Annotated in this window: 22 protein-coding genes and 1 tRNA gene; 14 read left to right on the top strand and 9 right to left on the bottom strand. The window is 59.4% G+C overall.

From position 1 onward, the window contains the following. Positions 1-43 precede the first annotated feature (43 nt). The 8 genes from AC1DM5_RS13345 (at position 44) to AC1DM5_RS13310 (ending at position 4,449) form a co-directional block, all read left to right on the top strand. Entirely contained in the window at positions 44-481 is a 438-nt protein-coding gene (locus AC1DM5_RS13345) for a DUF2948 family protein (RefSeq protein WP_477818949.1), read from the top strand. A 34-nt stretch (positions 482-515) separates the two neighbouring features. Continuing rightward, positions 516-1,814, top strand: a complete 1,299-nt coding sequence (gene hisD / locus AC1DM5_RS13340) for a histidinol dehydrogenase (protein WP_477818948.1) — start codon at positions 516-518, stop codon at positions 1,812-1,814. Between the two features lie 4 nt (positions 1,815-1,818). After that, the gene (locus tag AC1DM5_RS13335; protein WP_007821133.1) at positions 1,819-2,292 is read left to right on the top strand and encodes a UPF0262 family protein; all 474 of its coding nucleotides are present in this window, start codon (positions 1,819-1,821) and stop codon (positions 2,290-2,292) included. After that, positions 2,289-2,774, top strand: coding sequence for an arsenate-mycothiol transferase ArsC (locus AC1DM5_RS13330; protein WP_193385624.1), 486 nt, complete (start codon positions 2,289-2,291; stop codon positions 2,772-2,774). The genes AC1DM5_RS13335 and AC1DM5_RS13330 overlap by 4 nt, the downstream gene beginning before the upstream one ends. A gap of 120 nt (positions 2,775-2,894) precedes the next feature. After that, on the top strand, positions 2,895-3,113 hold the full coding sequence (gene infA / locus AC1DM5_RS13325; protein ID WP_003545338.1) for a translation initiation factor IF-1: 219 nt from the start codon (positions 2,895-2,897) through the stop codon (positions 3,111-3,113). A gap of 58 nt (positions 3,114-3,171) precedes the next feature. Beyond that, complete coding sequence (locus tag AC1DM5_RS13320; protein WP_007821131.1) at positions 3,172-3,792, top strand: Maf-like protein; 621 nt, start codon at positions 3,172-3,174, stop codon at positions 3,790-3,792. A gap of 122 nt (positions 3,793-3,914) precedes the next feature. Further along, complete coding sequence (gene yacG / locus AC1DM5_RS13315) at positions 3,915-4,127, top strand: DNA gyrase inhibitor YacG (protein ID WP_310378916.1); 213 nt, start codon at positions 3,915-3,917, stop codon at positions 4,125-4,127. A 246-nt stretch (positions 4,128-4,373) separates the two neighbouring features. Continuing rightward, positions 4,374-4,449 (top strand) — tRNA-Phe (locus AC1DM5_RS13310). Between the two features lie 536 nt (positions 4,450-4,985). Here the strand turns inward: AC1DM5_RS13310 and AC1DM5_RS13305 are convergent. After that, positions 4,986-5,219, bottom strand: coding sequence for a hypothetical protein (locus AC1DM5_RS13305; RefSeq protein WP_477818947.1), 234 nt, complete (start codon positions 5,217-5,219; stop codon positions 4,986-4,988). A gap of 183 nt (positions 5,220-5,402) precedes the next feature. On the opposite strand from AC1DM5_RS13305, the gene ku (AC1DM5_RS13300) reads away from it, so the two are divergent. Beyond that, the gene (gene ku, locus AC1DM5_RS13300) at positions 5,403-6,209 is read left to right on the top strand and encodes a non-homologous end joining protein Ku (protein WP_477818946.1); all 807 of its coding nucleotides are present in this window, start codon (positions 5,403-5,405) and stop codon (positions 6,207-6,209) included. 33 nt (positions 6,210-6,242) lie between these two features. Here ku (AC1DM5_RS13300) and ligD read toward each other — a convergent pair whose 3' ends face one another. From ligD to AC1DM5_RS13280, 4 genes are read right to left on the bottom strand one after another with little or no spacing between them, the layout of a single operon-like run. Further along, the gene (gene ligD, locus AC1DM5_RS13295) at positions 6,243-8,765 is read right to left on the bottom strand and encodes a DNA ligase D (RefSeq protein ID WP_477818945.1); all 2,523 of its coding nucleotides are present in this window, start codon (positions 8,763-8,765) and stop codon (positions 6,243-6,245) included. A gap of 2 nt (positions 8,766-8,767) precedes the next feature. Further along, positions 8,768-9,610 (bottom strand): non-homologous end joining protein Ku, encoded by an 843-nt coding sequence (gene ku / locus AC1DM5_RS13290; RefSeq protein WP_477818944.1) that lies wholly within the window; start codon positions 9,608-9,610, stop codon positions 8,768-8,770. A gap of 12 nt (positions 9,611-9,622) precedes the next feature. Continuing rightward, positions 9,623-9,856, bottom strand: a complete 234-nt coding sequence (locus AC1DM5_RS13285; protein ID WP_007821093.1) for a DUF2188 domain-containing protein — start codon at positions 9,854-9,856, stop codon at positions 9,623-9,625. A 32-nt stretch (positions 9,857-9,888) separates the two neighbouring features. Next, the gene (locus AC1DM5_RS13280) at positions 9,889-10,152 is read right to left on the bottom strand and encodes a hypothetical protein (RefSeq protein WP_477818943.1); all 264 of its coding nucleotides are present in this window, start codon (positions 10,150-10,152) and stop codon (positions 9,889-9,891) included. Positions 10,153-10,308: 156 nt separating this feature from the next. On the opposite strand from AC1DM5_RS13280, the gene AC1DM5_RS13275 reads away from it, so the two are divergent. From AC1DM5_RS13275 to AC1DM5_RS13260, 4 genes are all read left to right on the top strand, one after another. After that, positions 10,309-10,737 carry an OsmC family protein gene (locus AC1DM5_RS13275; protein ID WP_477818942.1) on the top strand — a complete coding sequence of 143 codons (429 nt, stop codon included), beginning with the start codon at positions 10,309-10,311 and terminating at the stop codon, positions 10,735-10,737. A 96-nt stretch (positions 10,738-10,833) separates the two neighbouring features. Continuing rightward, positions 10,834-12,285: an FAD/NAD(P)-binding protein gene (locus tag AC1DM5_RS13270; RefSeq protein ID WP_477975104.1), complete on the top strand. Its 1,452-nt coding sequence runs from the start codon at positions 10,834-10,836 to the stop codon at positions 12,283-12,285. A 114-nt stretch (positions 12,286-12,399) separates the two neighbouring features. Next, on the top strand, positions 12,400-13,293 hold the full coding sequence (locus tag AC1DM5_RS13265; RefSeq protein ID WP_477818940.1) for a DMT family transporter: 894 nt from the start codon (positions 12,400-12,402) through the stop codon (positions 13,291-13,293). Positions 13,294-13,358: 65 nt separating this feature from the next. Then, entirely contained in the window at positions 13,359-15,056 is a 1,698-nt protein-coding gene (locus AC1DM5_RS13260; RefSeq protein WP_477818939.1) for a hypothetical protein, read from the top strand. 1 nt (position 15,057) lies between these two features. Here the strand turns inward: AC1DM5_RS13260 and AC1DM5_RS13255 are convergent, their stop codons facing one another. Genes AC1DM5_RS13255 through AC1DM5_RS13240 form a run of 4 tightly spaced genes read right to left on the bottom strand, consistent with a single transcriptional unit; the run spans position 15,058 to position 20,819 of the window. Next, entirely contained in the window at positions 15,058-16,698 is a 1,641-nt protein-coding gene (locus tag AC1DM5_RS13255) for a VOC family protein (protein WP_477818938.1), read from the bottom strand. 22 nt (positions 16,699-16,720) lie between these two features. Continuing rightward, positions 16,721-18,316, bottom strand: a complete 1,596-nt coding sequence (locus AC1DM5_RS13250) for a response regulator (RefSeq protein ID WP_477818937.1) — start codon at positions 18,314-18,316, stop codon at positions 16,721-16,723. Positions 18,317-18,319: 3 nt separating this feature from the next. Continuing rightward, positions 18,320-18,745 carry a response regulator gene (locus AC1DM5_RS13245; RefSeq protein ID WP_007821084.1) on the bottom strand — a complete coding sequence of 142 codons (426 nt, stop codon included), beginning with the start codon at positions 18,743-18,745 and terminating at the stop codon, positions 18,320-18,322. Then, positions 18,732-20,819 carry a sensor histidine kinase gene (locus AC1DM5_RS13240; protein ID WP_477819160.1) on the bottom strand — a complete coding sequence of 696 codons (2,088 nt, stop codon included), beginning with the start codon at positions 20,817-20,819 and terminating at the stop codon, positions 18,732-18,734. The genes AC1DM5_RS13245 and AC1DM5_RS13240 overlap by 14 nt, the downstream gene beginning before the upstream one ends. A 258-nt stretch (positions 20,820-21,077) precedes the next feature. Here AC1DM5_RS13240 and AC1DM5_RS13235 point away from each other — a divergent pair, with 258 nt between their 5' ends. Beyond that, complete coding sequence (locus tag AC1DM5_RS13235) at positions 21,078-21,449, top strand: response regulator (RefSeq protein ID WP_477818936.1); 372 nt, start codon at positions 21,078-21,080, stop codon at positions 21,447-21,449. Positions 21,450-21,496 lie beyond the last annotated feature (47 nt).

The following is a 21,496-nucleotide window of genomic DNA, read 5'->3' as shown; positions in this document are numbered from 1 at the left end:
AGATCGCCGCAGGTGCGGCTGAAAGACATGGGATAGAGGCTGGATGACCGACCTGAAGCTTGTTGCGCTCGATAGCGAAGACTTGGCCGTCATTTCCGCACATATGCAGGACAGCGTCCTCAAGGTAGCCGATATCGACTGGTCGCCGCGCGACAAGCAGTTTTCGCTCGCCGCCAACCGCTTCGTCTGGGAAGAGGCGGCCCGCAAGCGCAAGGGTTTCGAACGCCGCCGCGCTGCTCTCGTTTTCAAGCGCGTACTTTCCGTCCGCTCGATCGGCATCGACCGTGCTCGGCGCGACGACGTGCTGTCGCTGCTGGCCTTGCGTTTCGAGCAGGAGGGCGAAGGCCCGGAAGGCACGCTGGAGCTCTCGCTGTCCGGCACGGCCTCCATCGTCCTCGATGTCGAATGCATCGAAGTGCAGCTTGCCGATATCGGCGGCGCCTGGGAAACGACTTCCAAGCCGCGCCACCCCGGCACCTGAGCCCAACAGTTTCGATCAGAGAAGGAATACCGCCTTGGCAATCTGGCTCAATCAGGCATCCGATGGTTTTGAGCAGCGTTTCGCGGCYTTTCTGACCACCAAGCGGGAAGTCTCCGAAGACGTCAACGCCGTGGTACGCGCCATTATCGATGACGTGCGCACCCGCGGCGATGTCGCTCTCGCCGAATATTCGAAGAAGTTCGACAGCATCGACTACGCCACCGTGCCCATGCGCGTCACCGAGGAAGAGATCGACAATGCCGTCGAGGTTACTCCATCCGAAGTCCTCGGCGCCCTGAAGGTCGCCGCACTCCGCATCGAATCCCATCACCGCCGTCAGCTTCCGAAGGACGATATCTACGAAGACAATATGGGTGTCGGTCTCGGCTCGCGCTGGACGGCAATCGAAGCCGTCGGCCTCTATGTGCCCGGCGGCACGGCGAGCTATCCGAGCTCGGTCCTGATGAACGCCGTACCGGCGAAAGTTGCAGGGGTCGATCGCATTGTTATCGCTGTGCCGGCGACGGGCGGTTCGGTCAATCCAGCAGTGCTGGCCGCGGCTAAACTTGCCGGCGTCAATGAAATCTACCGCGTCGGCGGCGCGCAGGCGATTGCTGCCCTTGCCTATGGCACGGAAACGATCGCCCCGGTTGCCAAGATTACTGGCCCCGGCAATGCTTATGTCGCCGCCGCCAAGCGCCATGTCTTCGGCACTGTTGGTATCGACATGATCGCCGGCCCGTCAGAAGTGCTCGTCATCGCAGACAAGGACAACAATCCCGATTGGGTTGCCGCTGATCTGCTCGCCCAGGCCGAGCATGACGAGAGCTCCCAGGCCATCCTGATCACCGACGACGAGGAATTCGGCAAGGCGGTCGAAGCGGCCCTCGAACGGCAGCTGAAGACGCTGAACCGTGCAGAGACTGCTGCGGCTAGCTGGCGCGATTTTGGCGCAATCATCCTTGTCTCCGATCTCAAGGATGCCATTCCGCTCGCAAACCGTATCGCCGCCGAACATCTGGAACTCGCCGTTGCCAATCCCGATGGCTTTGTGGACAAGATCCGCAATGCCGGCGCGATCTTCATCGGCGCCCATACGCCCGAAGTGATCGGCGATTATGTCGGCGGCTCCAATCACGTGCTGCCGACGGCACGTTCCGCCCGTTTCTCCTCCGGCCTTTCGGTTCTCGATTTCGTCAAGCGCACCTCGATCTTGCGGCTCGGTCCGCAGCAGCTCCGTGATCTTGGCCCGGCAGCGATTGCGCTTGCCGTTTCCGAAGGCCTCGATGCCCATGCGCGATCGGTCGCGATCCGCCTGAACCTCGAAAGGTGAGGGAATGGTGAAGGACGACTTTCGGCTCTGCGACGTTGTCCTTGACGATACGATCGGCCGTTCGACTCCTGATGTCGAGCATGAGCGGGCGGTGGCGATCTTCGACCTGATCGAGGAGAATTCCTTCACACCCGTCGGCCATGCCGGCGGGCCTTACCGGCTGAACATTTCTCTGGTCGATTCCAAACTGGTCTTTTCCATCACCACGGAAAAGGGCGAGAATGTTGCAACCCATATCCTGTCACTGACGCCATTCCGGCGGATCGTGAAAGACTATTTCATGATCTGCGAGAGCTATTACGAGGCGATCCGCTCGGCCTCACCGAGCCGCATCGAGGCGATCGACATGGGCCGACGCGGCATTCACAACGAGGGATCGCAGACCCTGAAGGACCGGCTTTCCGGTAAGATCGATGTCGATTTCGACACTGCCCGGCGTCTCTTCACGCTGGTCTGCGTGCTCTATTGGCGTGGATGACGGCGATGGAGCCGCACGTCGAAACGGAGGACGGAAAGCGGCCGGGCGCCATCCTCTTCATGTGCGGGCTGAATGTCATCCGCTCGCCGATGGCGGAAGCGATCGCCCGTAGCATTCTCCCCGGAAATACCTATATAAGGTCTGCCGGCGTTCGCGCCGGCGAACGCGATCCTTTTGTCGATGTCGTGCTGGAAGAAATTGGCCTGTCGCTCGGCCGCCGCCAGCCACAGACGCTGGAGGAGCTTGAGGACGATTATTTCGACCTCATCATCACGCTCTCACCGCAGGCCCATCACGCAGCACTCGAGCTGACCCGCTCCAGCGCCGTTGACGTGGTCTACTGGCCGACCATGGATCCGACGGTCGTGACCGGAACGCGCGAGCAGATATTGGACAGCTATCGAGAGGTTCGCGATCACCTCGCCGGCCTCATCGAAAGCCGGCTACTCAAGAGAAATGGCATCGCCGCGCAATCGGCGTGAAACAAAAGATAGAAAGCCCGATCTACGAGGTTCACAAATCCCCGTTGATTGTGTAGTTTCCGCGCAAATTTTGAGGCGCCCAGCGCCGCTTTACCCAACACACAGGAAGAAAACCCTTATATGCCTAAAGAAGAAGTCCTCGAATTCCCGGGCATCGTGACCGAACTTCTGCCGAATGCGACATTCCGCGTGAAGCTCGAAAACGAGCATGAGATCATTGCCCACACTGCCGGCCGCATGCGCAAGAACCGCATCCGCGTTCTCGCCGGCGACAAGGTTCTGGTCGAAATGACGCCCTACGACCTGACGAAGGGCCGCATCACCTACCGCTTCAAGTAAGCTTGGTCTGCGAAGCTCCCCGGAGTTTCCGCTCCCGCCTGCCGATGGTCGAGGTTCCATGGCGCTGAAATACAAGCTCATTCTGGCCTCGGGCTCGCCCCGCCGCGTCGATCTGCTCAATCAGGCCGGCATCGAGCCTTCGCGCCTGATGCCGATGGATATCGACGAGGCACCGAAGAAGTCGGAGCATCCGCGCTCGCTCGCTCGCCGCCTCTCGGGCGAAAAGGCGGAAGCGGCACTTGCCGCCATCAAGGGCGATATCACCTGGAAGGGCAGCTATATCCTGTCCGCCGATACGGTGGTCGCCGTCGGCCGCCGCATTCTCGGCAAGGCGGAATTTGCCGATGAGGCGTCAAACTCGCTGCACCTGCTCTCCGGCCGCAACCACGTTGTCTATACCGGCATCTGCCTGATCACGCCCGACCGCAAGGTGCGCCAGAAGATCGTCGAGACCAAAGTGCGCTTCAAGCGCCTGTCGAGCTTCGAGATCGAAAACTACATTGCCTCGGGCCAGTGGCGCGGCAAGGCCGGCGCCTACGGTATCCAGGGGCTGGCTGGCACCTTCGTGCAGAAAATGGTGGGTTCCTACACCAATGTCGTGGGACTGCCGCTTTATGAAACCATTCTGCTTTTGACCGGCGAGGGCTTCGATGTCCACAGCCGTTGGCCCGAGGGCTGATCTCCTGCTAGAGCGCCGTGCGTCCATTCGGACGCACAAAGGACGCTCTACCTTGTTGAATCTACGCATCAGGCTTTCCGAAAATCGGAACGATTTTCGGGCCGATGCTGTAGGAGGAAACCATGTCTGATGAAATGAAGACCGACGACAAGGTCAAGCCGCTGCGCAAGACGCGCCCCTGCCCGGAATGCGGCAAACCGTCGAACCGCGAACACTATCCCTTCTGTTCCAACCGCTGCCGCGAAGTGGACCTGTCGCGCTGGCTGACGGGCTCCTACGCCATCCCCGTGGCCGACGACGAGACGAAGGCGGATTATCCCGACGAGGAAAACTAGGGCAATTCCAGCAAAAATGTGCAGCGGTTTTTGCGTCCGCAATTGCGTGAAGACCAAGGAACAGAGCAGGTTTTCCACCGCGAAGCCTTTATTTTTCCTCGCAAATCGCCAAAATCCGCAGGACCGTCAAAAAACTATCATTTGATGCTTGCCATGGGCGAACAAGATGCTATAACCCCGCTCGCTTCCGGGGCGAACCAAGGCCCTGACATTCTCAAGCAGGATGTTTCCTAAGAAGCATGGCTAGCCCAGGTAGCTCAGTTGGTAGAGCAGCGGATTGAAAATCCGCGTGTCACTGGTTCGATTCCGGTCCTGGGCACCATTCAATCTCTGAAGCATTTTTGTCTAAATAAACATGGCATTGTAGAATGCGGCTGTCTGGGATAGCGCGCGCTATACACTGAACCCTACGCCATCCTCATCTCCTCTGCACAATCCCGCCTAACCTTCGGACCTTAGTCCGTTTCGGATAGGCGCATTTTTGCGCATGATCCGAAATTGGATCGCAACAATGGGGAGGAATACTGTGATCTACGAAAAGCGGAATATTACCGACAGCCCGAAAGAACGGACGCTCTTCGAGAGGGAAGCGGCCGATGCCCTCAACAAGCACTATCGGCGTCCGATCGCTATCTGGTTTTCCTGGCAGCCAGGGCAGAAGCCGAACACCATCGATCTGCGGGCCACTCCCCAGATACTAACTCAAGCTGAGGGTCGAGGTCAAAGAGGGCTTCCATGATTTGAGAAACCCTGCCAAACGAGCTGCGGGATGATGCCCATGCAATCTCCCGACCCTTTGCGTTGACGTTCGACGGCCGCTTCGGCTCTTATCGGCTGCGACGCTCCGCACCGCATCATTCAAACGGAAATGTCGTGCGGCTCTTCAACCGGTCGGAATTCCGGCGGACGAGACAAAGGCGAAGGTCCGAGGTCGAAGCTCGAGAACCAGCCTGGCGGTCCATATCTTGTTTCGTCGCTCAAATCCGGCGGCGGAAACAGTCCGGCAAACTTCGCGTAGGATATCATCACACCAAAAAACAGCGTGAGGACGAAAGCGACTTTCTTGGCTCGGGAGACATCATCTTTTTGCATTTGTTTGCCTGCTGACAACGACATCGAACCAATTGGTACGAAGATCGTGTCAGGAAATTGTCGAAACGAATATGTGATTGCAACCGGGCCTCTTAGGCGTTGCATTCCGTTGGAATGTCGCCGGAATTTTCTCTCCAATAGGTAATGGACGGAACCTCTCGCGACCATTTCCGTTTATGACCCATGGCCCGTCAAACATTCTGGAAAGGTTATCTCAAGCTCTCGCTTGTCACCGCGTCCGTTTCGCTGACGCCGGCGACGACGGAGTCGAGCAAGGTGCGGTTTCATGTATTGAACCGCGCAACGAAAAACCGCGTCGAAAGCCGCTATGTCGATAGCGTCACACACAAGCCCGTTGCGGAGAGGGATCAGATGAAAGGCTATCCGCGCGGCGAAGACGACTATGTTCTGCTCGAGGACGAGGAGATCGAAGAGGTGGGGCTGGAAAGCACGCGCACAATCGATATCGATACTTTCGTGCCGCGCGGGTCGATCGACTGGATCTGGTACGACAAGCCGCATTTCCTGGCGCCGGAGGACAAGGTCGGCATCGAGGCCTTCTGCGTGATCCGCGAGGCGATGAAAGCCAACGATGTCGTCGGCATCGCCCGGCTGGTGCTTTACCGGCGAGAGCGTGCCGTGCTCCTGGAACCGCAGGGCAAGGGCATCATTCTCTGGACGCTGCGTTATGGAGACGAGGTGCGCGAACCGGCGGCCGAACTCGATATGAAGGCCAAGGTCGATAGCGAGTTGCTGACCTTGATGAAAAAGCTGGTCAAGGAAGAGACGAAGGAATGGAGCCCTTCGATGGTACAGGATCCGGTTCAGAAGCGGCTGAAGGCGTTGATCCGCAGCAAGGAAAAGAGCCTCAAGAAGGCTGCCCCGGCTCGCAAGCCTGCACCGGTGAAATCGACGGGCAATGTCATCAACATCATGGATGCACTGAAGAAGAGCCTGGCCGCTGAAGGCGGTCGCGGGAAGTCGCGGTAATCTTAAAAAGTCCGCAGGGTTGAAAGTGAAGCCCTATCGCTTCCGCTTCTGCAATGGCTTTGCCGCCGCAAAGAACCCATCCCAAGGATCCTTGCCAAGCACATCGAGCCTCGCCGGCGTATTATCGATGGTGAAATAGGCGGGGCCGATTTCGGTGGTCAGTTCACTCCATTCCAGCGGCATGGAAACGGCCGCACCCGGGCGAGCGCGCGCGGAATAGGCGGCAACGGCGGTGTTGCCGCGGCCGTTCCGGAGATAGTCGATGAAGATCTTGCCGCTGCGCTTCGCTTTGGTTGCGGTTGCAAGATAGCGGTCGGGATCATCTTGCGACATGCTGTCTGCCAGCCATTTGGCAAAGCCCTTCACATCCGCCCAACCGGCCTTCGGCTCAAGCGGCGTCACCACATGCAGGCCTTTGCCGCCGGATGTTTTGACAAAGGCTGCAAGGCCTTCGCCTTCGATGCGCTCCTTCAATTCGTAAGCCGCCGCTATCACATTTTCCCATGGCACATCCTCGCCGGGATCGAGGTCCATGGTGATCATATCGGGCTTTTCCCAATTATCCGTCGTCGTGCCCCAGGGGTGGATTTCCAGCACGGCCGATTGCACCAGCGCCACGAGACCGTCGAAATCGGTAATGCGCAGCAGCTTCTCGCCACCCTTGTCTTTGGGGTCGGTAATTTCCTCGATATGGTCGTTCATGCCTTTCCAGGCATGTTTCTGGAAAAAGCGCTGATGGCCGGAAATCCCATCGGGCAGGCGCAGGAGGGCAAGCGGCCGGTTGACGACATAGGGCGCTATGAGGTGCCAGACCTGCGCATAGTAATTGGCGAGGCCTTCCTTGGTGACGCCCTCATCCGGCCAGTAGATGCGGTCGGGATGAGTGAGCTGCACGGTCGATTTCGGCAGGTTTTTCGCGGTCGTCTTTTCCATCTCGCGCACAACGTCCTTTACCGGCTTGTCCTCCCGCAATCCGCGGAAGGCCGCGTGGCGCAGAATACCATCCGCCGACCATGCGCGGAACTCCACTTCGGCAACGAGCTGCGGCTTGACGTAATGCAACCCGCGCCGCTCCTCGGCGGTCAGCTTGTCGTCGAAGGAATTCTGCTCCATCTCCATCGCCGAGAGCCGCTCGTAAAGCATCTGCCCCGTCGCGACCGTGTAACCGGTGCCGACACGGCCGACATACTTCAGCGCGCCATCCTCGTAATAACCCATGGCGAGTGAGCCGATGGCATTCTTCATCGCGGTCGAGGGCACATAGCCGCCGATGACGAATTCCTGCCGCTGCGAGCATTTCGACTTGATCCATTCACCGTTGCGGCCGGAAATATATTTGCTGTCGCGCGGCTTGGAGACGACGCCTTCGAGGCTGAGCCGGCAGGCGTGATCCAGCACCAGCCCGCCGTTCTCGTTGAAATGCGTGCTGTAACGCAGCTTGCCACTATCTTTGGGAACCACGGTCTCCAGCAGATGTTTGCGTTCGAGGAGGCTTACGTCGAGCAGGGTATATCCGTCGAGATAGAGCAGGTCGAAAGCATAGAAGACGAAGCGGTCGTAACGACCTTCGCTGAGGTCGTGCTGCAGGGCAGAGAAGTCCGACGCGCCGTTATCGCGTTCGACGACGAGTTCGCCATCGATGACGGCCGTTTCGGCCGGCAAAGATGCAAAGGCATCGACAAGGTCCTTGCCGAATTTCTCCGTCCAGTCGAGACCGCCGCGTGTGAGCATCGTCACCCGCCCATTCTCGATCTTCACCTGTAGCCGGTAACCGTCGAACTTGATCTCGTGGATCCAGCCCTCACCGGCCGGTGGCTTGGGCTTCAGCTTGGCGAGCGCCATCTCGATGAAGTCGGGCATATCAGCTTTTTTTGCGCTCTTCGGCCAATCCCGCTCTTGCGAGGCAGGGGACTTTGCCCTTCTCGCCGGCGCCTTGGCCTTTGCGGCAACGGCCTTGCCACCCTCCGGTCTGGAGTGCCACGTGGCGTTGGGATTCTTCGCCACCTCTTCGAGTTGCCGACCGGTTTTGGCGGATTCGGGGCGCTCTTCGAGGATATCGGCTTCACCCTCACGGCGGGCTTCCTCGTCGTCGCCCTTGATGAGCAGCCAGTTCTCGCGCTTCTCATCGGGTTTTCCATGCATGCGCACCAGATGCCAGCGCCCCTTCAGCTTGTCGCCGTCGAGTTCGAATTCCATGTGCCCCTTGCGATAGGCCTTATGGGGATTGCCTGTTGGAGTCCAGCTGCCGCGATCCCAGACGATGACCGTGCCGCCGCCATACTGGCCCTTTGGAATGATGCCTTCGAAATCGCCATAGGAGAGAGGATGATCCTCGACATGGACGGCAAGGCGCTTATCTTCAGGGTTGAGGCTCGGTCCCTTGGTGACGGCCCAGCTTTTCAGCACGCCGTCCATCTCTAGCCGAAAATCATAGTGTAGCCGCGTGGCGTCGTGCTTCTGGATAACGAAGCTGTTGCCCTTCGTGCGGCCTTGCCTGCCGCGTGGCTCCGGCGTGATCTTGAAATCGCGTTTGGTCTGATAGGTCTCGAGCGCCATGATCAGCTCGCCTTTCTGCTGCTTCTATCAGAGGTTTTGCGTGCGGCAGGCTTCTTCGCCGGCGCCTTGCCGCCCATTTTCGCACTTTGGCGCAGCGCCTCCATGAGATCGACGACCTTGCGTTCCGGCTCGCGCTTGCGTTTCGGCGGCGCGCGCCCTTCGATCTTGGCTTTTACCAGCTCGACGAGCGCGGCCTCGTAGCGGTCGTGGTATTCACTCGGGTCGAAACGGCCCTCTTTGGTGCCGATGATATGGCCGGCGAGGTCCAGCATCTCCTTGTCGAACTTGATATCGGGAATGTCCTTGAAGACGGAGCTTGCTGAGCGCACTTCATAGTCGAAGTTCAGCATGGTCGCGATGATATGGTCGTCATGCGCGCGGACGAGCAGCGTGCGGTTGCGGCGGAAGAGCACGGCTTCGGCAAGGGCTGCCACCTTGCCGTCAAGCATGCCTCTGGCAATCAATGCGAGGGCTTCCGCGTCATGTTCGTCGACTGGTGCCAGATAGTAGGGGCGGTCGAAATAGAGCTTGTCGATCCCATCGAAGGGAATGAATCCCTTCACGTCAAGCACCTTGTCGCTTTCGGGCATGATCTCCGAGATCTCATCACCTTCGATGAGGATGTAGTCGCCGCTCTCCATCCGATAGCCTTTGACCTGGTCGTCGCGCTCCACCGGCTTGCCGGTTTCGCTGTCGACGAACTGCCGCTCGACGCGGTGCCCAGTCCTGCGGTTGACGATGTTGAAAGAGAGGCGGTCGGAAGAGGAAACAGCCGTATAAAGGCCGACGGCGCAAGCAAGGTCGCCGACCTTCAGATGGCCCTTCCAGCTTGCGCGTCCCGCCATCGCCTCCTCCGTTTAGAGCCTGCTATTGCTTTTGTCGGTTTCGATCTGCTGGAATTTCCAGCCGCTTCCATCCGGCGCCGGATAGGCGAGCAGCGCATCGCCCTTGCCGATCTTCTGGCGCGCGGCTGCGTTTCTTGCGCGATCCATCGCCTGCTCCGCCGTGGCATAGGGTTCAGACAATGTGTTGCCGAGCTTGTAGGCCCAGCCATTGTCATGCGGAACGATCTGATAGGTGATGTCGGCCATGTGCTTTCCTCCTTGTCAGCCGTTCTGGTCATTTATTGCCGGGACGAGTTGCTGCGCCGCTCGTCAAGCGCGATGATCTTTTCAAGCGATGCGATATCCTCGCTGGTGACGACAGGAACCGGATCGGCGGCGATCGCTTCCAATACTTCCTTGGATACCGCACCATTGCGGATTGCCCATTCCAGCGTCTCACGTGTCTCCCGCTCGGCCTTGAGCTGGGCATAGAGCGCGACAATCAGGCGGTCACGCGCATCCATACTGCTGTGTTTGCGGTCGATCTTGCGGATGCCAGGCATGGGAAAGTCCTGCCTCCTCATGAGGTTTTTCAGGTGAAAAAACCGCTGAACAGTGGAAAGGTTCCGCTGAGCGGTGCAACGAAAATCAAAATCGCCGCATTGCGGGTTTGCGGCCAAGACACTATCTGAAAGCTCTATTCAATAGAGGATTTCAAAATGGCCGATCTCAAGGCGCGTCCCCGTCCCACAGGTGCAAATGCCGTTCTTGGTCGTACCGGTTTCCCGCATGTCACGTCGGTCACCGGCGGTGAGATCGATATCGTCACCGGCCCATCACAGCCGGGCTTCAACCCGCTCGACCTGCTCTATTCCTCGCTTTCGGCCTGTCTCGTGCTGAGTGCCCGCATGGCGGCAAGCCAGCTCGGCATCCTCGACAAGATCACCGAGATCACCGCTGATGTGACCGGCGAAAAGGCGGTGGAAGGGCTGTCGCGCGTCGCCAAGTTCAACATCGCCTTTTCTATCAAAGGCGATATCGACGAGGAAACGCTCAGCAAGATCGCACATATGGCCGAAGACGAGATCTGCACCGTCAGCAACACCATCAGAGGCACTCCGGAATTCGCAACCACGATCTCCGGCTGATCGGGTCGCTGCAGGTTTCTGCATGAAAAATATAGACAATAGGACCGGAGCATTGCATGGCCTTCGCGCTCCACCTATGCTCCGGCATCAATTGAAATGACGCCGGCTGAGATGCAGTTCCAGACAGAACCTTCGACTGAACAGAAATCCCAGCGGCCGCTCGTCGCCATCATCGGCGGCGGCGTTTCCGGGGCGGGCGTCGCCTATCATTTGCTGAAACTTGCCGGCAACGATGCACCCGATATCGTGGTCTTCGAGCCGCGCCCTATGCTGGGCCGCGGCCTTGCCTATGACACCGCCGATCCGGCGCACCGCATCAATGTGCCGGCCGCCAAGATGAGCCTGCAGCCGGATGATCTGGAAGAGTTCCAGCGCTGGATCGAGGCGAACAATGCCGTGCGCGACGATCCCGAAGCTGCGCGCGAGAACGGCCAGCTTTTCCCGCGCCGGCGCGTGTTCGGCGATTATGTCGGTGCACTTCTGAAGCCCTTCCTGAAGTCGGGTGCCATCACTCATCGCCGCGCCACAGTGACGGCCATCCGCCGCCAGCGCGATAGCTGGGTGATCCTCGACGATAAGGGCGGGCGCACTGAGACCGATATTGTCGCCATCGCCACCAGCCATCCGCCGCCGGTGGCGCCGGGCAGGCTGGCGGCTATTCTTGGCGATCATCCTCGTTTCGTTGCCGATACCACGAAACCAGGTTCCCTTGAGGTCGTGCGGCCGCAGGACAGAGTTCTCGTCATCGGCAACGGGCTGACGGCGGCAGACGTGATCGCCTCGCTTGCGCGAAACGGCCATGAAGGTCCTGTTGTGGCGATTTCTCGCCGCGGCCTGCGCTCTCGCGGCCATGCCGAGGCTCCGCAGGAACCCTTCGGCGATTTCATCGCCGATCCCGCATCCTCGGCAGTCGCGCTGTTGCGCAAGATCCGGCTGACCATTCGCCAGGCAGCCGGACAGGGCTTGAGCTGGCATACCGTCATCGATCAGGTGCGCTCCCAGGGACACGATCTCTGGCGCGCTTTGCCGGTCGCCGAGCGGCGGCGCATCGTCCGGCATCTCAGGTCCTACTGGGATGTTCACCGTTTCCGCATCGCCCCGCAGGTGGAGGCGGTGCTCGATTCAGCAATCGAAGCCGGCCGGCTGGAAGTGCTTGCGGCATCCGTCGCCGATGCCAAGGTCGAGGGTGAAACGATCCGCGTAACCCTGCAGCCGCGGCATGCCCGCGAAAGATTGGAACGAACGTTCGATGCCGTCATCGTCACGACCGGCCCCGCACATGGTGGCATTTTGCAGACGCAGCCCTGGCTCGGTGAACTCGAGCGTGAAGGCTATCTCGTTCTCGATCCGACCGGTCTCGGACTTGCTTGCTCCGAGCGTTCCGAAGCGCTCGGGGCGGATGGTCAGGTAATCCCCTCGTTGCTCATTTCCGGTCCGCTTGCGCGTGGAACCTTCGGTGAATTGATGGGATTGCCGCAGATCACCGAACATACGGTCCTCGTTGCCCGCGAGATCACAGACAAGCTGCAGGCCGCGGCCGCGGGATAATTGGCGACCTATTTCTGATCGATCTGTCGTTCTCTGACTGTCTTCGAGGCGCGACTCCTGATAGTCGCTGCGTCAATCGCGGCTGAGATCGGCCGCGCAGAAAGCATCGAGATCATGTCGCAGGCCGCTTCCTCCGTTTCCGAAACTCCATCTTCCAGCCGTCTCCCGCTGGCCGCCCTTATTGTCGGCGGCGCGGCGATCGGCGGATCGCCGATCTTCGTGCGGCTTTCCGAGGTCGGGCCAATGGCAACGGCCTTCTGGCGTGTGGCGCTGGCGCTGATCCCGATCTTCATCTTCTCGCTTCTGCGCAAGGATACCGGCCCGAAGCCGAAAAGCCTCGCCGATTATGGTATGCTGATCCTGCCGGGCGCCGTGCTGGCGCTTGATCTGTCGGCCTGGCATCTGTCGATCACCATGACCTCGGTTGCCAATGCGACGCTGCTCGCAAACCTTGCGCCGGTCTTCGTGACCGCCATCGGCTTTCTGTTCTTCGGCACAAAAGTTACCCGCGTCTTCGTGCTCGGCCTCATCCTGGCATTGGCCGGCGTGGTCGTGCTGAAGGGCGGGCCTGCTGCCTTTGGAAATGGCGACCTGCGCGGTGATGGCGTCGCCATGATCGCCGCCTTCTTCTATGCCTGCTACATCCTGGCGATCGGCGCGCTGCGCAGTCGTTTCGATACGATCCGTATCATGCTGTGGAGCACAGCCTCTGCCGCAGTCGGCGTCTTCCCGCTTGCGTTCTTCTTCGAAGGCCACATGCTGCCGGTAAGCCTTTACGGCTGGTCGGTGGTCTTCGGCCTTGCCTTCGTCAGCCATGCCGGCGGGCAAGTGGCGATCGCCTATGCGCTTGCCTATCTGCCGGCAGCCTTCTCTTCGCTGACGCTGCTTCTCCAGCCGGTCGTGGCGGCCATCCTCGCCTGGGCACTGCTCAACGAATCGATCACGGCAATGCAGGCCTTGGGCGGCCTGATCGTTCTTGCCGGTATCACGGTCGCAAGGCGTGGATAATCCCGTTTAAAGGAAGCTTGACCATTGGCTGATAGATCTGTCCCGGAGTTTGGGCAGGATCGGCCATGGCGAACCTTGATCAGGTATTTTCAGCTGAAGTTCACAAGGCGGAAAAGCCGCAGGAAGTCGCTGCGCGGCAGGCTTCGACTGCGCCCTTGCTGGCTTTCATGGCTCTTGCCGCCATCCTTGTCGCTCTCTTCAAATTTCCGCCACTCCTCGATTATGCAAACCACTATGCCCGCATGTGGCTGCTTGCCGGCGGCATAAAGGAAGCACCCTTCCCCGAAATCTACGCGATCGAGTGGAACCGCACTTTCACCAATGTCGGCATTGATCTGCTCGCCCGCTTCATCGGTCCCGTCATCGGCGTCTCGCTGCTCGCCCGCATCCTGCTGTTCCTGGCGATTGTCCTGCCGCCGCTCGGTGCCTTCGTGCTGCATCGACGCCTGTTCGGCGGCAGCTACTATTGGCAGATCGGCATGCTGTACTTCGCTTGGTGCGCTACGCTGATCGGCGGTTTCATCAATTTCCAGATCGGCCTCGGCTTTGCATTGCTGTTTTCAACGGTGGATTACCGACTGGAGTCCGGTTCTGCGGTCAGGCTCTTCTTATGGCGGGTGGCCGTGTCGCTGCTCCTCACCGTCGTCCATATATTCTCCGTAGGTTTCTTCCTGGCGATCGTCTGTGGGTTGGAATTTTCCTGGCGCTTTGATGTCCTCAAATCTCGTTCGGCGGTCCTGCACCTTGCCGGCAGGCTCGCGGCGGCAATGATCGCCTGCCTGCTGCCGCCGGTCGCGCTGGCGCTGAACGCTGCCGATCTTCCGGGAAGTCAGGTTGGCGATATCCTGGCGGTCTGGAACGACAGCCCAGTGCTGCTGGTTTCCAATCTGCTCTCCGCCATCTGGACATATGCTGCATTTGTCGACGCGATTTTCCTCGTGCCGATCCTGCTGATCTGTAGCAGGGCGCTTGCGGGCAAAAACCTGCGCGTCCACGCGGGCCTTGTCGTCACCGCGGCAGGCCTTCTTGTCCTATCCATCCTTTCGCCACGGCATGCCTTTGGCACCGGTTGGATAAGCTGGCGCTTTCCCATCATGGCCGCCCTTGTCGGCATGGTGATGATCTGCCCCTTTCAAAAGGTCGGTCGGCGTCAGGCTATCATCCTGTTCCTCGCATTGAATGTCGCAGTCTTTGGCCGAACCGTCTGGATCGGTTTCAACTGGTGGCGGGGGCAGGCCGATGTTGCGAGCGTCGAGAAGGTGCTTGAAGCTGTTCCCTCGGGAGCTGCGATCCTGCCGTTGCAGCACGATCCGGCCTTTGCCGAGATAAAACTCGATCAGCGGCATTACGCATTCACCGAGGATACGTTCCGGCATCTGCCGACATTGGCGGTTCCACTGGCGCATGCTTTCGTTCCGACGCTCTTCAGTGCGCAGGGCAAGCAGCCTCTTGCCGTCCTTCCATCCTGGTCAGATCGCTCCGTACCGGAAGGAAATCTCTTTTCAACCGGCGTTCTGTCCTGTCCAGGTCTGATGGCGGAGGCCGCCAGCTTCACTCCCTACCTTGTCGATTGGCGCCGCAAGTTCGATTTCATCCTGGTCGTCAACGCCGACGTCGTCGATCAGTATGTCGGCGACGTCATGCCGGCGGGTGCCCATCTCCTGAAAGACGCCGGTTTTGCAAGGCTTTACGGGATCGATCGCAACACGCCGCCGGCACTGGATGCCGTTCCGGCATCATGCCCAGATAGCTTCCACTGGTAGCCTATTGGATTCCCTGCAGTTTGTTTTCCTGCAGCAGCCATTTTTGAATGATCGGCACGTCGGCATCGCCGAGATCGTGACCGCCGGGGATGACGTCGGAATCGACGGTCGCACCCGATGTCTTCAGGCGCTCTTCCAGCTCGCTCGCATATTTGCCATAGGCATCCATCTTGCCGCTGATGACAAGCAGGTCCGTGCCCTTCAAGTCGGCATGCGGATAGGCGCTGAGCACCGGCATGGAGCGCAGAAGCACAGCCTTGTGCACCAGGTTCGGGTGCAGGTAGAGAAGCGAATTCAGAAGGTTAGCGCCATTTGAGTAGCCGACATAAACGATCTTCTTCGGATCGAGACCATAAGATTTTACCGCACCTTCGATGAAAGCGGCGAAGGCTTCGGCTTCGTTCTTGATGTCGTCCTGGTCGAAGGCGAAAGGCGTGATGCGCTTGTACCAGCGCGGGAAGCCTTCCTCGGTCGCGCGCCCACGCACGCCGAGAAGGGTGGCGCGTGGCGCGACCTTGTTCAGCAGCGGCATCAGCGTCGTCTCGTTGCCGCCGGAGCCATGCAGCAGCACGAAGACGCTGCCGTCGGGATCGGGCGGCGTATAGAAACGATGGACGAAAGGCAGGTCGCGATAATTGATACGCGGCTGGCCGGGCATGGAAAACTGCGGCAGCACGACCTTCAGGTCGCTAAGATTGGTGATCGAATCCTTCGGCGGAATGAAGAGCTTGGTCCCGAGTGTGGCTTTCGGCTCATCCACCATCATGCCCGGCTGGTTGGTGGCAAGCTCTATCAGCGTGCCGCCGGGCTCGCGGGCATAGAGCGAGCGGAAGTATTTGCGATCGTGCAGATTGGTCGCCGATGCATTTTCCTTTCCGAGCGCCTTGTGGACGGCAAGCACGGCTGCGTCGTCATCTGCGCGAAAAGCCACATGATCGACGGTGCCGGTACCCGGCGCGCCGGACCAGAAGCCACGCGCGTCGCGCACGTCGATGATATCGCCCGACTGCGAGACGAGGCGGTCGATCGTGCCGCGATTTGCCTGGAACCTGTAGCCGAAATGGCTTTCGATGAAATGGCGGCTCTCGTTCGGCTTTTCGGTCAGCATGGTCGCACCGCGCACGCGCTGCACGGCATGCTCGATCGGCACATCGCCGCCATTCCAGACGGCCGGCGACTTCAGATCCTTGGCGCCGGCAAGCTTGACGATGACATTGTCGGGGTCCTTCAACCGCAGCACCGGCTCGCCGAATTCATCCGCGGGGCCTTCCGAGCGGAAGCCGAAGCGCATGGCACGCGTCAGCCAATAACCGATACTGGTCGGATCGATCGCCAGCGACATCTCGTTGATCTGGCCGTAGCCAGCGCGGCCGGGCGCACCGTCCTCCCAGACGAGGAAGGTGACGAGCGAGCCCGGAGTGCCCTCGGCATCGCCATAGAAGAGATGAAGCTGTGTGGCGTCCTCGAAACCGGCCGTCTGTTTGACGAGCCGCATGCCGAGGAATCCGGCGTAGAAATCCACATTCGCCTGCACCTTGCGGGTGATCAGCGTGATATGGTGTATGCCTGAAGCCATGGATGAAAGCCCGAATTGAAAAGGCGAGGCCAGAAGCGCGAGTATGAGGGTCGTTGCTAGCGTCATACCGTTGCCAATGACCTTTTCTCTAATTTTGTTCCGCAAAAAGTACAAGTGCGTCACCACGCGGCAGGAGCTCCAGCGTGTCGACTTCCTCCAATGCTTCTTCGAGTTGTTGCAGCGTCGGCGGCTTGATCATATAGGCGAGCGCGCCGAGGTCTTTTGCCCGTTGCATGTCGCTTTCGTCACTCGACGTGCTGAGCACACAGACCGGAATCCGGTTCAGCCGGTGATCGGCTGAGAGCGCGTTCAGCACCTCGAAACCATCCATGATCGGCATGTTGATGTCGAGCAGCATCAAGTCGATCTGCGGCTCGTCCGGAACGCCGGCGCGCTGCTCCAGAAGCCGCATCGCCTCGCGGCCGTTGGTCGCCACATGCAGGTTGAAGTTCACCTTCTCGCGCCGCATCAACTTGATTTTCAGAAGCTGGATATCGGCCGGGCTGTCTTCCACCAGCAGCACTTCGGCGAGCCTGCCGCGGCTTTCGTTCGTATGGTCGGATGCTTTTGCCGCCTGTGGCTGTTCGCTGGTGACCGGCTGATCGCCTGATATCTTCGCGAGCGGTACTTCGAGCAGGAAGGTCGCACCCCTGCCGGTCTTCGCCTCGCACCAGATCGATCCGCCATGCAGCTGCGCGATGCGACGGCATATGGCAAGGCCGAGCCCTGTGCCTTCGATGCCGCGGCCGACGAGGCGCTTGAAGGGTTGGAAGATCAGTTCACGATGATTAGGGTCGATGCCCGGCCCGTTGTCACCCACCGTCAGGCGGCATATCCCCCTGTCTGCTATGGCCGAAACGCGCACTTCCGGAACGATATCCTCGCAATAGCGGATCGCATTGGAAACGAGGTTCTGTAAAAGCTGGATCAGCAGCGTCGCGTCGCCCATCACCTCCGGCAGCCGACCGCGGATGATGATCGCCTGCCGGCTTTCGATCTGCTGATGCAGATTGTGCTCCACCTGATCGAGCACGGCCGACAGCGAAACCGGCTTGAGCTCGAGCTCGCTCGAAACCTCCAGCTTCGTGAAGCCCGAGACCTTGACGATCAGGTCTTCCATGTGATCGGCGGCGCTGAGGATATAATCGAGAAGCTCACGGTCCTCGGTCGGCAGCTCGGCCGAGCCGTGCAGGATGCGGCTGAAGGATTTGATCGTTCGCAGCGGCTCTTTGAGATCGTGCGCCATGGCACGGGTGAAGATTTCGAGCGATTGCCGCTTCTGTTCAAGTTTTGCTTCCAGCGCGCCATGCATCATGGCGTTCTGGATGCAGCGATGCAGCGTCTCGGGCGATAGCGCATCCTTGGTGAGATAGTCGCGCGCACCGCTCTTCATCACTTCGACGGCAACGGTCTCGTTGCCTTGGCCGGTCAGCATCACCACATTGGCGGCCGCATCTTGGGCGAGGATTTCCGAGAGCACGCCAAGGCCGTCGCGGCCGGGAAGCGAATAGTCGAGCAAGATACAGTGAGGGTGCCTCTGGCTGTTGAGGGCGAGGCCCTCGTCACCGCTCTCGGCCTCGATCACGGAATAGCTCGTGCCGGAGACGCGCGCCAGCATGCGGCGATAGACTTCCCGGTCGTCTATGTTGTCATCGATGATGAGAACGCAGCAGTCTTCCGCCAAACGTCAGTCCTCTAGGGGCAGGATTGCGATTTCGAACCAGTATTCCTTGAGTCGCTGGATAGCGGCGAACAGTCCGTCGAGATCGACCGGTTTCTGTACATAAGTGTTGGCGCCCAGCGCATAGCAGCCCTCGATGTCTCGCTCGTCGTCCGATGTCGTGAGGATCACGACCGGGATCTTCCGCCAATGCGCATTGGACTTGATCGCCTCAAGCGTCTTGCGCCCGTCGAGACCCGGCATATTGAGATCGAGCAGAATGAGGCCGGGCTTCGGCGCCATGGTGGCGAGCACGTCGAGCGCTTCCTGACCGGAGGCGGCCCAGCGGATGGGGTTGCGCAGATTGGTGCGCTTGAAGGCGCGCATCGTTGCTTCGAAATCGTCTTCGCTGTCCTCGACGATGAGGATCGGTTGCGTGTCACGCTGCAGCATTCTGACCCTCGCGCTTCCTTCCCAAGGTAAAGTAAAATGTCGTGCCGATGCCGACGTCCGACTCCAGCCATATCTCACCATTGTGACGCCCAATGATCTTGCGCACGAAGGTGAGCCCCGCGCCGGTGCCGTCCTCGGAATCCTGCGATTTTTCAAGCCGTTTGAAAATGCGGAAAATATCCTCGTGGAATTCTTGGGGTATGCCCTTGCCGTTGTCCTTCACGTAGAAGACGTTGCGGGCCGCCGTTCCGTCCTTGCCGACATAGCGTTCCAGATAGCCGACGCTGACGAGCGGCACGGGTTTGTCATTGTATTTGATGGCATTGGTGACGAGGTTGCGGAATACCTCGGTTAGCCGCGGGGCATCGCAGACGACCTCTGGCAGCATCCCGTCGATGACGACCTTCGCATGCCGCTCCTCCAGAAAAAGCTCCATGGTGGCGACGACGTCGCGGATGATCGAACCGATATCGGTTCTTTTGACCGCAAGCTGCTGGCGACCGATGCGCGAGAAATAGAGAAGATCGTTGACAAGCTTTTCCATGCGCTGACTGAGCCGGACGAGCCGATTGAGCCGGCGCACGCCGTCTTCATCGAGCTTCTCCTCATAATCTTCCAGCAGGAAACGCGAATGATTGTGCAGGCCGCGCAGCGGTTCCTTGAGGTCATGCGAGGCGATATAGGCGAACTCATCGAGATCGTGGTTGGAGCGTTCGAGATCGGCCGTATAGGCCTCGAGCTGCGCAAGCGTCGTCTTCATCCGCTCTTCTTGCCGCATGCGCTCGCTGATATCGCGCACGATGCCGACGAAGGTCCTTCCCGGGTCGCTGCCGACAGCGCTGACCGAGAGGTCGATTGGGAAGACCACGCCGTTCTTGCGCCGACCGGAGACCATGCGCGTCGTGCCGATGATGCGTTCCTCGCCTGTGCGCCGGTAATTGCCAAGATAGGCGTCATGTTCGGAATGATAGGGTTCCGGCATCAGCATCTTGATGTTGTTGCCGATCACTTCCTGCGGTGTGTAGCCGAACATGGTCTCGGCGGCTGGATTGAAGCTCATGATCCGCCCCACCTCGTCGATGGCGATCACCGCGTCAGGCGTATTGCGCACCAGCGCGCTGAAGCGGATGCGCTCGGTTTCCAGATGCTGGTTGTTGCGCATGAAATAGAAGACGAAAATGGCAATCAGCCAGAGCGTCGCTGCCGTGATCGAGCGATTGGTGGCTTCCCGCCAGTATTCGTTCTCGGCATGGTTGACGGCGAAAAAGCCGAGCAGAATCAGGACAGTGCAGACGAAGGCGAATAACATCGGCGCGTTGCGATTACCGAACCAGAGCGCCGTCAGCACAAGCGGGACATAGAGAATACCGTTTGCCACGCCAAGCGGTGTGTAGAGATCGACGATGAGGCCGGTAAAACAGATTGATGCCGGTATCCAGAGGGGGATCTCTGCCCTGCTGGTTGGCGACATCCACCAGGATCTGGCGAGAAGCCCGCAACCGAAAGCCACCAGACCGATAGCCGTAGGCAAAGCCATCGCGGCATAGGGACCCCAGCGATATCCCTGTTCGGCATCGGTGACGTATCCGGCAAGCGCGATCATGCCGAGCGTGATCGCGATATAGCTGGTGAGTTCCTGTACGAGCTGGCCGCGCCGCTCCTTCCCATAGAGCGCGAAGAGAATGGAAAGATTTGATATCAGGAAGATCAGCGCCGTGTTCGGCCCCATGCCGCCGCCGATCTGTTCGACAAAGGTTGGAGAGATGAAAAACTGCGTCAGGAACACATCGACATTATGTATCGTGCGGCCGAGCGTGATGATCTCTGTCAGGCGCACCGCGGAAAGCAGGGCGGCAAGGCCGCAAGCAAGGACGGGCACGATGCGGTTAGGCCTGCCTGTTTCCATCGACGTGGCAAGCCCGATACCCGACAGCACGAAGCAGACGGCGGTATTGAATGCCATGGACGGAAAGCCGGGCACGATCGAGATGATGATTTCGACCTCCAGCAGCCACCCGGTCAGCGCCGTCAGACCGAGCAGGACCAGCAGGTAGCCGATGACGAGCGCGACCATGCGGTAGCGACCGCTTTCCGCCCCGTCTCGTCCTGATGTAGCAGCATCCCGCACCTGCATCACCTCTCCGCCACGTCCTTGTTGGCGAGTCATCTTTTCCGAAATCGCCGAATACTCAATAGGCAGATTGTTGCGCAAAACATGCTTTTTCGACAGTAAATCCCTAAAGGTCGATATCGAATTTTAGTGAAGTGGCGTTAATGTCTCAGTGAAGGACAGTGCAGAACATCAGAAACAATATCCGAATTGTGGTGCCAGATGCCAACCTTGTTTTACGTCGACGATAGCAGGGATGATCTCTTCTATCTCGACTATATCCGAAAGAAACAACAGGTAGATGTTGATCTATTCTGTTTTCCTACCGCACAGGCTGCATTCGAGGCGCTTGAGGAGCGTCTGGAAAGTGGCGAAGGCGTGCCGGATATACTGATCGCCGATCTCTACATGCCTCTCGACAGCGGAAGCGGGCTGATCGCGCGGCTGCGACAGGATGATCGCTTTTCCGCCATGCAGCTCGGCGTGTGCAGCGGTTCGGATGCGGTGGAGGACCGAGAACGGGCACTTGCCGCCGGTGCCGATTTCTACCTTGAGAAGCCGCTGGACTTTGCCAGGATCACCAGCAATAGGTGATTGCAGAAAGCGCGACATATATGCACGCAAAAAGTGCATAACGCCTG

The sequence above is a fragment of the Rhizobium sp. 01T437 genome, assembly GCF_056398505.1.
The sequence above is the reverse complement of the archived record's forward strand: the minus strand, read 5'-3'. Positions and strand labels throughout refer to the sequence as shown.

Bases quoted from the DNA above. Each gene is read 5' to 3' on its own strand.
- ku (WP_477818946.1), top strand. From the start codon at position 5,403: ATGGCCCGTCAAACATTCTGGAAAGGTTATCTCAAGCTCTCGCTTGTC.
- AC1DM5_RS13330 (WP_193385624.1), top strand. From the start codon at position 2,289: ATGACGGCGATGGAGCCGCACGTCGAAACGGAGGACGGAAAGCGGCCG.
- yacG (WP_310378916.1), top strand. From the start codon at position 3,915: ATGTCTGATGAAATGAAGACCGACGACAAGGTCAAGCCGCTGCGCAAG.
- AC1DM5_RS13280 (WP_477818943.1), bottom strand. From the start codon at position 10,152: ATGCCTGGCATCCGCAAGATCGACCGCAAACACAGCAGTATGGATGCG.
- AC1DM5_RS13335 (WP_007821133.1), top strand. From the start codon at position 1,819: ATGGTGAAGGACGACTTTCGGCTCTGCGACGTTGTCCTTGACGATACG.
- AC1DM5_RS13255 (WP_477818938.1), bottom strand. From the start codon at position 16,698: ATGACGCTAGCAACGACCCTCATACTCGCGCTTCTGGCCTCGCCTTTT.
- AC1DM5_RS13275 (WP_477818942.1), top strand. From the start codon at position 10,309: ATGGCCGATCTCAAGGCGCGTCCCCGTCCCACAGGTGCAAATGCCGTT.
- AC1DM5_RS13265 (WP_477818940.1), top strand. From the start codon at position 12,400: ATGTCGCAGGCCGCTTCCTCCGTTTCCGAAACTCCATCTTCCAGCCGT.
- AC1DM5_RS13285 (WP_007821093.1), bottom strand. From the start codon at position 9,856: ATGGCCGACATCACCTATCAGATCGTTCCGCATGACAATGGCTGGGCC.
- AC1DM5_RS13235 (WP_477818936.1), top strand. From the start codon at position 21,078: ATGCCAACCTTGTTTTACGTCGACGATAGCAGGGATGATCTCTTCTAT.
- infA (WP_003545338.1), top strand. From the start codon at position 2,895: ATGCCTAAAGAAGAAGTCCTCGAATTCCCGGGCATCGTGACCGAACTT.
- AC1DM5_RS13320 (WP_007821131.1), top strand. From the start codon at position 3,172: ATGGCGCTGAAATACAAGCTCATTCTGGCCTCGGGCTCGCCCCGCCGC.
- ku (WP_477818944.1), bottom strand. From the start codon at position 9,610: ATGGCGGGACGCGCAAGCTGGAAGGGCCATCTGAAGGTCGGCGACCTT.
- AC1DM5_RS13245 (WP_007821084.1), bottom strand. From the start codon at position 18,745: ATGCTGCAGCGTGACACGCAACCGATCCTCATCGTCGAGGACAGCGAA.
- AC1DM5_RS13305 (WP_477818947.1), bottom strand. From the start codon at position 5,219: ATGCAAAAAGATGATGTCTCCCGAGCCAAGAAAGTCGCTTTCGTCCTC.
- ligD (WP_477818945.1), bottom strand. From the start codon at position 8,765: ATGGCGCTCGAGACCTATCAGACCAAACGCGATTTCAAGATCACGCCG.
- AC1DM5_RS13260 (WP_477818939.1), top strand. From the start codon at position 13,359: ATGGCGAACCTTGATCAGGTATTTTCAGCTGAAGTTCACAAGGCGGAA.
- AC1DM5_RS13345 (WP_477818949.1), top strand. From the start codon at position 44: ATGACCGACCTGAAGCTTGTTGCGCTCGATAGCGAAGACTTGGCCGTC.
- AC1DM5_RS13270 (WP_477975104.1), top strand. From the start codon at position 10,834: ATGACGCCGGCTGAGATGCAGTTCCAGACAGAACCTTCGACTGAACAG.
- AC1DM5_RS13240 (WP_477819160.1), bottom strand. From the start codon at position 20,819: ATGGTCGCGCTCGTCATCGGCTACCTGCTGGTCCTGCTCGGTCTGACG.